Source organism: Kitasatospora sp. DSM 101779 (assembly GCF_025655475.1).
In the GTDB taxonomy this organism is placed as follows: Bacteria; Actinomycetota; Actinomycetes; order Streptomycetales; family Streptomycetaceae; genus Kitasatospora.
Genome location: NZ_JAHTIK010000001.1, coordinates 5,466,842 through 5,480,347 on the forward strand (window position 1 = coordinate 5,466,842; position 13,506 = coordinate 5,480,347).

Here is a 13,506-nt window from a genome sequence, read left to right on the forward strand (position 1 = left end):
CACCCGGGCCCGCCCAGGACTTGCGCAGCAGCGCAAAATCCGGTGACCGGGCGATCAGCCGTCGGCGATACTCGACCGGGTGTTCATCTCGATCTCCACCACGGCCACAGCCGATCGCCCGGCCACTGACCTGGGCTTCCTGCTGCACAAGCACCCGGAGAAGGTGCAGCGCTTCTCCACCTCGCACGGGGTGGCGCACGTCTTCTACCCGGAAGCCACCGAGCATCGGTGCACGGCCGCCCTGCTCCTCGACATCGACCCCGTCGCGCTGGTCCGCCAGGGCCGCGGCCGGGGCCGGGGCCGGTCCGGCTCGCCCGACCTCGCCCTCGCCCAGTACGTGAACGACCGGCCGTACGCCGCGTCCTCGCTGCTGGCGGTGGCGCTGCGGACGGTCTTCCGGTCGGCGATGAAGGGCGTCTGCGAGAAGCTGCCCGGCCGGGCCGACCTGGCCATGCCCCTGCGCATCACGCTTCCCGCGGTCCCGGCGACCGGCGGCGGTGGCGAGGGCGGCGGTCCGGCGATGGTGCGGCGGCTCTTCGAGCCGCTCGGGTGGCAGGTCGACGCGGTGGCCGTTCCGCTGGACGAGGCCTTCCCCGAGTGGGGCGAGTCCCGCTACGTCCGGGTGGAGCTGACCGGTGAGCTGCGTCTGGCCGATGCGCTGCAGCACCTCTACGTGCTGCTGCCGGTGCTCGACGGCGCCAAGCACTACTGGGTGGCGCCCGACGAGGTCGACAAGCTGCTCGCCGCCGGCGAGGGCTGGCTGGCCGGCCACCCCGAGCTCGCCGTGATCACCCGCCGCTACCTGGCCCGCCGCTGGTCGCTGACCCGGCTGGCCATGGAGCGGCTGGCCCTGGCCAGACTCGCCGAGGCCGACGACCGCGAGGCCGAAGAGCTGGACAACGCCGTCGACGACGACCCCGCTTCCGACGACCTCGCTTCCGACGACTCGGGCACGGGCACGGGCACCGCCGACGCTCCCGGCAGCGACGCCTCGACCACCGGCACCCCGAAGGCAGTCGAGCCGGAGGCGGCCGAGCAGGCCGTGGCAGAGCCGGGTGCCGAGCAGCGGCCGGTCCCGCTCGCGGTGCAGCGGCGTGCCGCCATCCTGGCCGCGCTGGCCGAGACCGGCGCCGCCAGGGTGCTCGACCTCGGCTGCGGCCAGGGCGAGCTGGTGGGCGACCTGCTCAAGGACGCCCGGGTCACGGAGGTGCTCGGCGTCGACGTCTCCTCGCGGGCGCTGGCCGCGGCCGAGCGCAAGCTGCGGCTCGACCGCATGAGCGAGCGCCAGGCCGCCCGGGTCCGCCTGGTCCAGGGCGCGCTCACCTACACCGACACCCGGCTCAAGGGCTACGACGCGGCGGTGCTGTCCGAGGTGATCGAGCACCTCGACCTGCCCCGGCTGCCCGCCCTCGAGTACGCCGTCTTCGGCGCCGCCCGTCCGCAGGCCGTCGTCGTCACCACCCCGAACGTCGAGTACAACGTCCGCTGGGAGACCCTCCCGGCCGGCCACGTGCGGCACTCCGACCACCGCTTCGAGTGGAGCCGGGCCGAGTTCGCCGCGTGGGCCGAGCGGGTCGCCCGCACCTACGGCTACACGGTCGTCCTCCGGCCGGTCGGACCGGTCGACGAGGAGGTCGGCGCGCCGACCCAGCTCGCCCTGTTCCGCACGGCCACCACCGACAATGCCCCTGAAGGGAGCGTGACCCGATGACCTCCGACGTCCGGCCCACCGGCGGCTCCTTCGACGACGGCCTGCCCGCGGACACCGCCGACACCAGCGACACCGCCGGCGCGACCGGCACGGCCGACGCCTCGGACACCGCCGATACCGCCGACGCAACCGCCGCCGAGGCCGCGCAGCCCGTCCGCCGACTGCCCGTCACCGACGTGTCGCTGGTCGTCCTGATCGGCACCAGCGGCTCGGGCAAGTCGACCTTCGCGCGCCGGCACTTCCTGCCGACCCAGGTCGTCTCCTCCGACTACTGCCGGGGCCTGGTCGCCGACGACGAGAACGACCAGTCGGCGTCCACCGACGCCTTCGACGTGCTCCACTACATCGCCGGCAAGCGCCTCGCGGCCGGCCGGCTCACCGTCGTCGACGCGACCAACGTCCAGCCGGAGTCCCGCAAGGCGCTGATCAGGCTCGCCCGCGAGCACGACGTGCTGCCGATCGCGATCGTGCTGGACGTGCCGACCGCCGTCTGCGCCGAGCGCAACAGCCGGCGGCCGGACCGGCAGCTGCCCGCCCACGTCCTGCCGCGCCAGCAGCGCGAGCTGCGCCGCTCGATCAGGGGGCTGGAGCGCGAGGGATTCCGCAAGGTGCACGTCCTGCGGGGCGAGGCCGAGGTCGCGGCCGCCGAGATCGTGCCGGAGAAGCGGTTCAACGACCTGCGGCACCTCACCGGCCCGTTCGACATCGTCGGCGACATCCACGGCTGCCGCTCCGAGCTGGAGACCCTGCTCGTCCGCCTCGGCTACCGGATCGAGCGCGACGACAGCGGCCGCGCCGTCGACGCCGCCCACCCCGAGGGCCGCACCGCGGTCTTCGTCGGCGACCTGGTCGACCGGGGCCCGGACACCCCGGGCGTGCTGCGCCTGGTGATGGGCATGGTCGCGGCCGGCCACGCCCTCTGCGTGCCCGGCAACCACGAGAACAAGCTCGGCCGCCACATGGACGGCCGCAAGGTCACCGTCTCGCACGGCCTGCAGGAGTCGATCGACCAGCTCGCCGCAGAGCCGGAGGAGTTCCGGGCCGAGGTCCGGGAGTTCATGCGCGGCCTGGTCAGCCACTACCTGCTGGACGGCGGTGCCCTGGTGGTCTGCCACGCCGGCCTGCCCGAGAAGTACCACGGCCGCAACTCCGGCCGGGTCCGCTCGCACGCGCTCTACGGCGACACCACCGGCGAGACCGACGAGTACGGCCTGCCGGTCCGCTACCCGTGGGCCGAGGAGTACCGCGGCCGGGCGCTCGTCGTGTACGGCCACACCCCCACGCCCACGGCGAGCTTCGTCAACAACACCATCTGCCTGGACACCGGCTGCGTCTTCGGCGGGCACCTCACCGCGCTGCGCTACCCGGAGCGCGAGCTCGTCACCGTCCCGGCCGAGCAGGAGTGGTACGCCCCGGTCCGCCCGCTGCACAGCGACGCGCCCGGCGGCCGCGAGGGCCGTCCGCTGGACCTGGCCGACGTGGCCGGCCGCCGGATCGTCGAGACGGCGCACCACGGCCGGGTCTCCGTCCGCGAGGAGAACGCCGCCGCGGCGCTCGAGGTGATGAGCCGCTTCGCCCTCGATCCGCGGCTGCTCGCCTACCTGCCGCCGACCATGGCGCCCTCCGCCACCTCCCGGCGCGAGGGCTACCTGGAGCACCCGGAGGAGGCGTTCTTCGCCTACCGCCACGACGGCGTGCAGCAGGTGGTCTGCGAGGAGAAGCACATGGGCTCCCGCGCCGTCGTCCTGGTCGCCCGGGACGGGTCGGCGCTGGAGAAGCGGTTCGGCCTGGCCGGCCCGGGTGCGATCTGGACGCGCACCGGCCGTGCCTTCCTCGGCGACGAGGAGCTGACCGCCGCCGTGCTGGCCCGGCTGCGGGCCGCCGCCGAGCGGGCCGGCCTGTTCGACGAGCTGGCCACCGGCTGGCTGCTGCTGGACGCCGAGCTGATGCCGTGGTCGCTGAAGGCCGCCGAGCTGCTGCGCCGCCAGTACGCGGCGGTCGGCGCGGCCGCCGGCGCCGCCCTGCCGCAGGTGCTCGACGCGCTCGACCGGGCCGCCGAGCGCGGCCTGGACGTCGCCGACCTGACGGCCCGGCAGCGGCAGCGCGCGCTCGACGCCGAGGCCTTCACCGCGGCGTACCGGCGCTACTGCTGGCCGACCGAGGGACTCAGCGGCATCAGGCTCGCCCCGTTCCAGCTGCTGGCCGCGGAGGGCGCCAACCTCGCCGTGCTGCCGCACGACCGGCACCTCGCCTGGATCGACCGGCTGGTCGACGCCGACGACCCCGACGAGCCGATCCTGCAGCGCACCGGCCGGCTGGTCGTCGACACCACGGACGAGGCCTCGGTCGCGGCCGGCATCGCCTGGTGGGAGGAGCTCACCGCGGCCGGCGGCGAGGGCATGGTGGTCAAGCCGCTGGCCGCGCTGGTCCGGGACGCCGGCGGGCGCCTGGTGCAGCCGGGTGTGAAGGTCCGCGGCCGGGAGTACCTGCGGATCATCTACGGTCCGGACTACACCGAGTACCTGGACCAGCTGCGCCAGCGCTTCCTCGGGCACAAGCGCTCGCTGGCGCTGCGCGAGTACGCCCTCGGCCTCGAGGCGCTGGACCGGCTGGCCGCCGGCGAGCCGCTCTGGCGGGTGCACGAGCCGGTCTTCGCGGTGCTCGCCCTGGAGTCCGAGCCGGTCGACCCGCGGCTGTGACCTGCCCGTGCGTGCGACCGCCGTCCCCGTGACGCCGTCCGGCCCGCCCCCGCGCGACCCGCGGGGGCGGGCCGGGTCGCCCGCATCACACCGCCGACACTGCATACAAATTCCGGTGGTCGTATACACTTCCCGTCTCACCATCGGACGACCCAGGAGCCCGGCATGGCGTTCAACCTCCGGAACAGGCACTTCCTCAAGGAGCTCGACTTCACTCCCCAGGAGTTCCGCTTCCTGGTGGACCTCGCCGCCCAGCTGAAGGCCGCCAAGTACGCCGGCACCGAGCAGCCCCGGCTGCGCGGCAAGAACATCGCCCTGATCTTCGAGAAGACCTCCACCCGGACCCGCTGCGCCTTCGAGGTGGCCGCCCACGACCAGGGCGCCTCCACCACCTACCTCGACCCGGCGGGGTCCCAGATCGGCCACAAGGAGTCCATCCGGGACTCGGCCCGGGTGCTCGGCCGGATGTTCGACGGCATCGAGTACCGCGGCCACGGCCAGGAGATCGTCGAGGAGCTGGCCGCCCACGCCGGCGTCCCGGTGTGGAACGGCCTGACCGACGAGTGGCACCCGACCCAGATGCTCGCGGACGTGCTCACCGTCCGCGAGCACTGCGCCAAGCCGCTCGGCGACGTCTCCCTCGCCTACCTCGGCGACGCCCGCAACAACATGGGCAACTCGCTGCTCGTCACCGGTGCCCTGCTCGGCATGGACGTACGGATCGTGGCCCCGCGGCAGCTCTGGCCGGCCGACGACGTACAGAAGGCCGCCCAGGACCTCGCCGCGACCACCGGCGCCCGGATCACCGTCACCGAGTCGGTGGCGGACGGCGTGGCGGGCGCCGACTTCCTCTACACCGACGTCTGGGTCTCCATGGGAGAGCCCAAGGAGGTGTGGGCCGAGCGGATCGCCCTGCTGAAGCCCTACCAGGTCTCCATGGACACCGTCCGCCTGACCGGCAACCCCGCCGTCAAGTTCCTGCACTGCCTGCCCGCGTACCACGACCTCGGCACCGAGATCGGCCGCCAGATGTACGAGGAGACCGGCATGACCGAGCTGGAGTGCACCGACGAGCTCTTCGAGTCGGCGCACTCGGTGGTCTTCGACCAGGCGGAGAACCGGCTGCACACCATCAAGGCCGTCCTGGTCGCCACCCTCGGCGGCTGACCGCCCCCGGGCGGACCGGCCGTCCGGGGTGCTCAGAAGTCGACGTTCACGCACGCCACCCGGGCGCCCGCGGCACGGGCGCCCTCGGCGTGCACGGTGTGCAGCACCAGCGACCGCGCCCCGCCCGGCCGGAAGCGCCACGGCACCGCGGTCCGCGCCGCCGCGTCCCCGTGCGCATCGGTGCGCAGGGCGAGCCGCACCTCGTTGCGGTCGTTGGCGTAGGCCGGGTCGGTGGAGGGCTGCACCGGGTCCGCGGCGTCCTGGTAGTGCGGGCCGGAGGCGGCCGGGTCCGCCTCGCAGCGGCCGGTGTGCACGTGGGCGGCCAGCTCGGTGGCGGGTGCCGCCCCGGCGAGTTCCAGCGTGACGGCCGTCCCGGTGCCGCTGCGGGCCTCGGTCACCCGGACGTGGGCCCCGTACGGCACGACGTCCGGGGCGTGGCTGATCGCGGCCGGCGGGACGAAGGCCGAGGCCGGCGCGAAGTCCGCCTCGACCACTGTGCCGGGCCCGCCGAGCGCGGGCAGCAGCAGGAGGGCGGGCAGCGCGGCGGTGAACGGGACGGGCATCGGCGCACCTCTCGACGGGCCGCGGCGCACGGGCGCCGGGCGGGGCCAGCACCCCACCGTGGCGGCCCGCGGCGCCCGGTGCACGGCGCCGTGCCGCCGGGTCACCCGGACGAGCGGTCGTTCCCGGACGGGCGGTCGACGGTGGCAGGTCCGTCGCCACCGGCCGTGGCGGGGACCGGCCCGGGGCGGATGCCGCGGATCTCGCAGCGCGGTCCGCTGGCCCGCATCAGCCGCAGGTCCGCGGTGACCAGGGGCGCCCCGAGCTGCTCGGCGAGGGCGACGTAGGCGGCGTCGTCCGGCGTGAGGTTGTCCTTGAGCGCCCAGATCCGCCCGAGCAGGGGCGTCACGTCGAACCGCCGGACGGACAGGGAGGGCAGCCGGTCGGCGATCCGGGCGACCTGCTCGGCGGTGAGCTCGCGGGCGAGGTGGAGGCCGCGCAGCGACTGCATCACCTCGATCAGCACGTGGTCCGGCGCGGCCCAGTCGTCGTCCCGGGCCAGTTCGGCCCGTGCCGCCCGGCCGCGTTCCCCCTCGTCGGCCAGTGCCAGCACCAGTGCGGACGCGTCCACCACGATCATTTCGGCTGCCCCCGGGCTGTCGCTCCGTCCGATCGGCCCGTCGTGCCGCCGGCTCGGCTCCACGGTAGCCGCCCGGGCACCGCGGCAGGACCGCGGACCTGTGGTGTGCCCGGTCCCGTTCGGTGTCCGGTCGTTCAGTCGGTGTCCGGTCCCGTTCAGCGCGCGGCCAGCAGCCCCACCAGGACCGAGCTCGCGTTGGCGGTGAGCGCCGCCCCGCCGAGCAGCGGCCAGGGCAGCGGCCGGGCGCTGCCGGAGCGGCCGCCCGGGCCGGCCGCCGGTGCGGCCCGGTCCGCCGTCAGGAGTCCGGCCAGCACGGCCTCGACGACGCAGACCGAGACCTCGGCGAGCGCGAAGGCCGTCCAGTAGGCTGCGGCGGGCCCGGCGGCGGCATGCCGGAGCGACCACCAGAGCACCGGATGCGTCAGACCGTTCACCGCGGCCCCCGTCAGGGCGGCCCGGGCAGGGCGGACGCGGCCGAGCGAGCCGAGCGCCGCGGTGTACAGCGGCACTTCGACGAGCAGGGTGAGCGCGAGGGCCAGGGGATACGGCACGCGCGTGATGGTGCCACGGGCGGGACGGCGGCACGGCCGGGGGAGGGGACGGCATGGCGGTGGGCGCGGTACCGGCGGTGCGGACGGCGGGCGCGGCCCTGCCGACGGCCGGGTTCGTCCTGGCGGCCGCGGTCGCCCTGACGTTCGCGTTGCGGGCCCCCGCCGGTCTGGCGGTGCTCGGTCTCGCGACCTTCGGCATCCTGCACAACGTGCTCGAACTGCGCTACGTCTCGGGGCGCTTCGAGCAGGTGCTGGCCGGGCGGTTCCTCCGTCTGCTGCTGGTGCTGATCACCGGGATCGTGGTCTGCCGGCTGCTGCCGCCCGGACCCCTCCCGCACGCCGCCGAGATCCTGCTCGCGTACGGGCTGCTGGCGGCGGCCGGTCTGCAGGTGCTGCGCGGGCGTCCGGCCGCGCTGGCCGCGGCCGTGTTGGTGCTCGGAGCCGCCGCCGCGCTCTCGCTGGCCTTCCCGGCGTACCACTTCGTGGTGCTGGCGCACCTGCACAACCTGGTGCCGCTGGTGTTCCTGTGGGAGTGGTCGCGCCGTCTGCCGCGCGGCCGGGCGGTGTTCCTGGCGGTGCAGTGCGGCTGGGTCCTGCTGGTGCCGGCGCTGCTGCTGCTCGGGGCGCTGGACGGCGTACTGGCCCCGGCCGACGGGGGAGTGGCGCGGCTCGCGGCCGCGTACACGCCGCCGGCCTGGCTGCACACCTCGGCCGGGCTGCGCTTCGTCGCGGTGTTCGCCTTCCTGCAGACCATGCACTACGTGGTGTGGGTGTGGTTCCTGCCGCGGCACGCGCCGGACGCCTCGGCGGCCTTCGAGCGGCGGGTGCCGCTGCTGCGCGGCCGCCGGGCCTGGCTGCTCGGTGCCGGCGCGGGGGCGGCGCTCGCCGTGCTCTTCGCCACCGACTGGGCGCAGGGCAAGACGCTGTACGCGGCGGTGGCGAGCTACCACGCCTACCTGGAGTTCCCCGTTCTCCTGCTGCTGGTGGCGGGGCTCGCCCCGGCGGCGCCGTCCGACCGTCGAAAGGACCTCTCGTGAACGCAACGACCGTGCTGCTGGCGGACATCGCGCCGGAGCCCGCGGATTCCGCCGGGCCGCTGGTGATCGTCGTGGTGGGGGCCCTGGTGGTGGCCGGGGTGCTGGCCCTGCTGTGGTTCGCGCGTTCGCGTCGCCGGGGCTGACCTGCTGCGGTTGCGCAGGGGCATCGCCGGGTGAAGTTTGGACGCAGCCATGCACTATGGTTTATCTCGACATCGAGATAACTTCGCACTATCATTTATCTTGACGTCAAGATAGTTGCCGAGAGCCGCACGCCTTCCACATCGGCGAGGTGGGCTTAGCTAAGGCTTACCTTACCATCGAGTGGACCCAGAAGGAGTCAGTCGTGTCCGCGAACAGCTTCGACGCCCGCAGCTCGCTGCAGGTGGGCGACGAGTCGTACGAGATCTTCAAGCTCTCCGCCGTCGAGGGTTCCGAGCGGCTGCCGTACAGCCTCAAGGTCCTGCTGGAGAACCTGCTCCGCACCGAGGACGGCGCGAACATCACCGCCGACCACATCCGCGCGCTGGGCAACTGGGACGCGACGGCCGAGCCGTCCGAGGAGATCCAGTTCACCCCGGCCCGCGTGATCATGCAGGACTTCACCGGTGTGCCGTGCGTCGTCGACCTCGCCACCATGCGCGAGGCCGTGAAGGAGCTCGGCGGCGACCCGTCCAAGATCAACCCGCTGGCCCCGGCCGAGCTGGTCATCGACCACTCCGTCATCGCCGACAAGTTCGGCACCCCGGACGCCTTCGTCCAGAACGTCGAGATCGAGTACGGCCGCAACAAGGAGCGCTACCAGTTCCTGCGCTGGGGCCAGACCGCCTTCGACGAGTTCAAGGTCGTCCCGCCCGGTACCGGCATCGTGCACCAGGTGAACATCGAGCACCTGGCCCGCACCGTCATGGTCCGGGGCGGCCAGGCCTACCCCGACACCTGCGTCGGCACCGACTCGCACACCACCATGGTCAACGGCCTCGGCGTGCTCGGCTGGGGCGTCGGCGGCATCGAGGCGGAGGCCGCGATGCTCGGCCAGCCGGTCTCCATGCTGATCCCGCGCGTGGTCGGCTTCAAGCTCAACGGCCAGCTCCCGGCCGGTACCACCGCCACCGACCTGGTGCTCACCATCACCGAGATGCTGCGCAAGCACGGTGTGGTCGGCAAGTTCGTCGAGTTCTACGGCGAGGGCGTCTCCGCCATCCCGCTGGCGAACCGCGCCACCATCGGCAACATGTCGCCGGAGTTCGGCTCGACCTGCGCGATCTTCCCGATCGACGCCGAGACCATCAACTACCTCAAGCTCACCGGCCGCGACGAGCAGCAGCTCGCCCTGGTCGAGGCGTACGCCAAGGAGCAGGGCCTCTGGCACGACCCGTCGGTCGAGCCGGTCTACTCCGAGTACCTGGAGCTGGACGTCTCCACCGTCGTCCCGTCGATCTCCGGCCCGAAGCGCCCGCAGGACCGCGTGGTCCTGGCCGAGGCCGCGCAGAAGTTCGCCGAGGCCCTGCCGACCTACTCCGCCGAGGCCTCGAAGCCGACCGCCGTCACCGCCCCCGACGGCTCGTCCTACGAGATCGACAACGGCGCGGTCGTGATCGCCTCGATCACCTCCTGCACCAACACCTCCAACCCCTCCGTCATGCTGGGCGCCGCCCTGCTGGCGAAGAAGGCCGTGGAGAAGGGCCTGCACGTCAAGCCCTGGGTCAAGACCACCCTGGCGCCCGGCTCCAAGGTCGTCATGGACTACTACGAGAAGGCCGGCCTGCTCCCGTACATGGAGAAGCTGGGCTTCAACCTGGTCGGCTACGGCTGCGTCACCTGCATCGGCAACTCGGGCCCGCTGCCCGAGGAGGTCTCGGCCGCCGTCAACGAGTCCGACCTCGCGGTCGTCTCGGTGCTCTCCGGCAACCGCAACTTCGAGGGCCGGATCAACCCCGACGTCAAGATGAACTACCTGGCTTCCCCGCCGCTGGTGGTCGCCTACGCCCTCGCCGGCAACATGAACGTCGACATCACCCGCGACGCGCTCGGCCAGGACGCGGACGGCAACGACGTCTTCCTCGCCGACATCTGGCCCTCCGAGCAGGAGGTCGCCGACGTCGTCGCCAGCTCCATCGACCAGGACATGTTCGACAAGGGCTACCAGGACGTCTTCGCCGGCGACCACCGCTGGCAGTCGCTCCCCGTCCCGACCGGCAACACCTTCGAGTGGGACGCCGAGTCCACCTACGTCCGCAAGCCCCCGTACTTCGAGGGCATGGCCAAGACCCCGAGCCCGGTGACCGACATCGCCGGCGCCCGCGTCCTGGCCAAGCTGGGCGACTCGGTCACCACCGACCACATCTCCCCGGCCGGCAACATCAAGCCGGGCACCCCGGCGGCGCAGTACCTCACCGAGCACGGTGTGGAGAAGCGTGACTTCAACTCCTACGGCTCGCGCCGTGGCAACCACGAGGTCATGATCCGCGGCACCTTCGCCAACATCCGCCTGCGCAACCAGATCGCGCCGGGCACCGAGGGCGGCTACACCCGCGACTTCACCCAGGCCGACGGCCCGGTGTCGTTCATCTACGACGCCTCGCAGAACTACCAGGCCGCCGGCATCCCGCTGGTCGTCCTGGCCGGCAAGGAGTACGGCTCCGGCTCGTCCCGCGACTGGGCCGCCAAGGGCACCGCGCTGCTGGGCGTGAAGGCCGTCGTCGCCGAGTCCTACGAGCGCATCCACCGCTCGAACCTGATCGGCATGGGCGTCCTGCCGCTGCAGTTCCCCGAGGGCCAGACCGCCGACACGCTCGGCCTGACCGGCGAGGAGACCTTCTCCATCACCGGTGTCACCGAGCTCAACGAGGGCCGCACCCCGAAGACCGTCAAGGTCAAGGCCGGGGACGTGGAGTTCGACGCGGTCGTCCGCATCGACACCCCCGGTGAGGCGGACTACTACCGCAACGGCGGCATCCTGCAGTACGTGCTGCGCAGCCTGATCGGCTGAGTCCCGCAGTAGGCGCACGAGCGGCCGGGCCGTACCCCCTGCGCGGGGGTGCGGCCCGGCCGTCGCCGTAGTAGCACGGAAGCATGGCGACGCGATCGGACGTGTGATCTCGTCCACGCCGAACGGCGGGCCCCGCTGGCGGACGTCCGGAGCCTCACCAGCGGTGCATGGCGGAGTCGCTGTGCGTGGGGCGGAGCGTCCGCGACACGCCGGCGCACATGGCGGCGGCCTGGATGAGCCCACCGGGGTCCTCCTCAAGATGGCCCGGGCGGCTTCCGGTCCGAGGTGATGACGGCCCGGGAGATCTTGCGTACCGACCGTCGGAGAACCTGCCCGCCGCCACCGTGGCGGCCTTCGAGGCTGAGCTCGACTCGGTGGGCCACCCGCCCGGCCTGACGGGCACCTGGCTCGGCGAGACGGTGGTGCACGCCGAGGACATCCGCCGCCCGCTGGGCATCACCCGCGCCTACCCGCCGAAGGCGCTCACCCGCTGCGCCGACCTCTACCTCCGCTCCAACGTCCTGATCGGGGGCGGGCGCAGGCCCGCCGGGCTGCGGCGGGCCGCCGACACCTCCTGGAGCGCCGGGGACGGCCCGGAGGTGGTCGGCTCGACGCTCTCCCTGCTGCTGGCCGTCACCGGCCGTCCTGCCGGCCTCGCCGGGCTGTCCGGGGACGGTCTGCCGGTGCTCGCCTTCCGGCTCTGAGAGCCGCTCCCGTCGCCCGCCTCCGGCGCACTGCGCCAACGCCCGCCCGTGACCGCCCCCTTGTGCGCACCGGCCCCAGTGGACTAAACCTCTTTCTCGGCTTGGTTCAGACCAATTGACGCCGATTCAGAGAAGGCCACGGCATGCCCAGACGCACCTCCGCAGTCCTCGCGATGGCAGTCGCCGCCGCACTTGCCGCACCCACCGCCGCACAGGCCCACGACCACGGCCCCCGCCTCAGGGGCGAGCGGGTCGGCTACTTCACCCAGTGGGGCGTCTACGGCGGCTTCTCCGCCAGGAAGGTGCAGGACTCCGGCCAGGCCGGAAAGCTCACCGTCCTCAACTACGCCGTCGGCAACGTCTCCGCCGACGGCACCTGCTTCGAGGCCAACGCCGCCGGCGTGGGCGACGCCTGGGCCGACTACCAGCGCCCGGTCGGCGCCGAGGAGGCGGTCGACGGCGTCGCCGACACCGCAGAGCAGCCGCTGAAGGGCAACTTCAACCAGCTGCGCAAGCTCAAGGCGAAGAACCCGCAGCTGCGCGCGGTGATCTCGCTCGGCGGCTGGACCTGGTCCAGGTACTTCTCGGACGCCGCCGCCACCGACGCGGCCCGCAAGAAGTTCGTCTCCTCCTGCATCGACCTGTACCTCAAGGGCGACCTGCCGCAGCTCGGCTCGGCCGAGGGCGGCGCGGGCGCGGGCGCAGGCGTCTTCGACGGCGTCGACATCGACTGGGAGTACCCCGGCGGCGGGGGTGACCCCGGCAACGTCGTCCGCCCGGAGGACGGCCGGAACTACACCCTGCTGATGCAGGAGTTCCGCCGCCAGCTGGACGCGCTCGGCCGGCAGAGGCACGCGCACTACCTGCTGACCGCCGCCGTCCCGGCGGGCGAGGAGAAGGCCGACCGGCTGGAGGTCCGCAGGGTCGCCGGGTCGGTGGACTGGCTCAACCTCATGACGTACGACCTGCACGGGCCCTGGGAGGCCCAGGGGCCGACCAACCACCAGGCCAACCTCTACTCGGACCCGGCCGACCCGTCCCGGGCGAACGCCGCCTACAGCGCCGACCGGGTGGTGCGGCACTACCTCGCCAAGGGCCTGCCCGCGGCCAAGGCGGTGCTCGGCGTGCCGTTCTACGGCTACGGCTGGACGGGCGTGCCGGACGGCGGCCGGGCCGGCCTCTACCAGAGCGCCACCGGCCTCGCGCAGGGCGGCAACCTGCCCTGGAACCGGATCAAGGACCTGCCGGGCACCGTCCACGAGGACCGGCGGCACGGGGCGACCTGGAAGTACGACGGCACCGAGTTCTGGACGTACGACACACCCGATCTGCTGACCCGCAAGGCGCGCTACGTCGCCGCGAACGGCCTCGGTGGTGTGATGGCCTGGTCGCTGGACAGCGACGACGCCCGGGGCACACTGGTCGCCGCCCTGGACGCCGGTCTGAGGAGGTGACGGGCGGGCCGTCCGCGGGTAGGGGGCCCGCGGGCGGCGGCCTGCACATA

11 protein-coding genes are annotated in these 13,506 nt (G+C 73.2%); 8 read left to right on the top strand and 3 right to left on the bottom strand.

The features are described 5' to 3' along the window. Positions 1 to 79 precede the first annotated feature (79 nt). The 3 genes from KSNIM_RS24870 to argF all read left to right on the top strand — a co-directional run bounded on the left by KSNIM_RS24870 (position 80) and on the right by argF (position 5,577). A complete protein-coding gene (locus KSNIM_RS24870; RefSeq protein ID WP_263105360.1) occupies positions 80 to 1,711 on the top strand; it encodes a 3' terminal RNA ribose 2'-O-methyltransferase Hen1 in 1,632 nt (543 codons plus the stop codon). After that, the gene (locus KSNIM_RS24875) at positions 1,708 to 4,410 is read left to right on the top strand and encodes a polynucleotide kinase-phosphatase (protein ID WP_263105361.1); all 2,703 of its coding nucleotides are present in this window, start codon (positions 1,708 to 1,710) and stop codon (positions 4,408 to 4,410) included. Before KSNIM_RS24870 ends, KSNIM_RS24875 begins: the two co-directional genes overlap by 4 nt. A 165-nt stretch (positions 4,411 to 4,575) precedes the next feature. Continuing rightward, the gene (gene argF, locus KSNIM_RS24880) at positions 4,576 to 5,577 is read left to right on the top strand and encodes an ornithine carbamoyltransferase (RefSeq protein WP_263105362.1); all 1,002 of its coding nucleotides are present in this window, start codon (positions 4,576 to 4,578) and stop codon (positions 5,575 to 5,577) included. 32 nt (positions 5,578 to 5,609) lie between these two features. Here the strand turns inward: argF and KSNIM_RS24885 are convergent, their stop codons facing one another. The 3 genes from KSNIM_RS24885 to KSNIM_RS24895 all read right to left on the bottom strand — a co-directional run bounded on the left by KSNIM_RS24885 (position 5,610) and on the right by KSNIM_RS24895 (position 7,269). Then, a complete protein-coding gene (locus tag KSNIM_RS24885; RefSeq protein ID WP_263105363.1) occupies positions 5,610 to 6,140 on the bottom strand; it encodes a superoxide dismutase family protein in 531 nt (176 codons plus the stop codon). Positions 6,141 to 6,241: 101 nt separating this feature from the next. Further along, on the bottom strand, positions 6,242 to 6,718 hold the full coding sequence (locus KSNIM_RS24890) for a type II toxin-antitoxin system VapC family toxin (protein ID WP_263105364.1): 477 nt from the start codon (positions 6,716 to 6,718) through the stop codon (positions 6,242 to 6,244). A gap of 155 nt (positions 6,719 to 6,873) precedes the next feature. Beyond that, positions 6,874 to 7,269, bottom strand: coding sequence for a hypothetical protein (locus tag KSNIM_RS24895; RefSeq protein WP_263105365.1), 396 nt, complete (start codon positions 7,267 to 7,269; stop codon positions 6,874 to 6,876). A 53-nt stretch (positions 7,270 to 7,322) separates the two neighbouring features. Between KSNIM_RS24895 and KSNIM_RS24900 the strand changes: the two genes are divergently transcribed. From KSNIM_RS24900 to KSNIM_RS24920, 5 genes are all read left to right on the top strand, one after another. Continuing rightward, a complete protein-coding gene (locus KSNIM_RS24900) occupies positions 7,323 to 8,306 on the top strand; it encodes a hypothetical protein (protein ID WP_263105366.1) in 984 nt (327 codons plus the stop codon). Further along, positions 8,303 to 8,449, top strand: a complete 147-nt coding sequence (locus tag KSNIM_RS24905; RefSeq protein ID WP_263105367.1) for a hypothetical protein — start codon at positions 8,303 to 8,305, stop codon at positions 8,447 to 8,449. Before KSNIM_RS24900 ends, KSNIM_RS24905 begins: the two co-directional genes overlap by 4 nt. A gap of 203 nt (positions 8,450 to 8,652) precedes the next feature. Continuing rightward, a complete protein-coding gene (gene acnA / locus KSNIM_RS24910; RefSeq protein WP_263105368.1) occupies positions 8,653 to 11,298 on the top strand; it encodes an aconitate hydratase AcnA in 2,646 nt (881 codons plus the stop codon). 344 nt (positions 11,299 to 11,642) lie between these two features. After that, a complete protein-coding gene (locus KSNIM_RS24915) occupies positions 11,643 to 12,002 on the top strand; it encodes a hypothetical protein (protein ID WP_263105369.1) in 360 nt (119 codons plus the stop codon). A 143-nt stretch (positions 12,003 to 12,145) separates the two neighbouring features. Beyond that, on the top strand, positions 12,146 to 13,456 hold the full coding sequence (locus KSNIM_RS24920; protein WP_263105370.1) for a glycoside hydrolase family 18 protein: 1,311 nt from the start codon (positions 12,146 to 12,148) through the stop codon (positions 13,454 to 13,456). Positions 13,457 to 13,506: the final 50 nt, after the last annotated feature.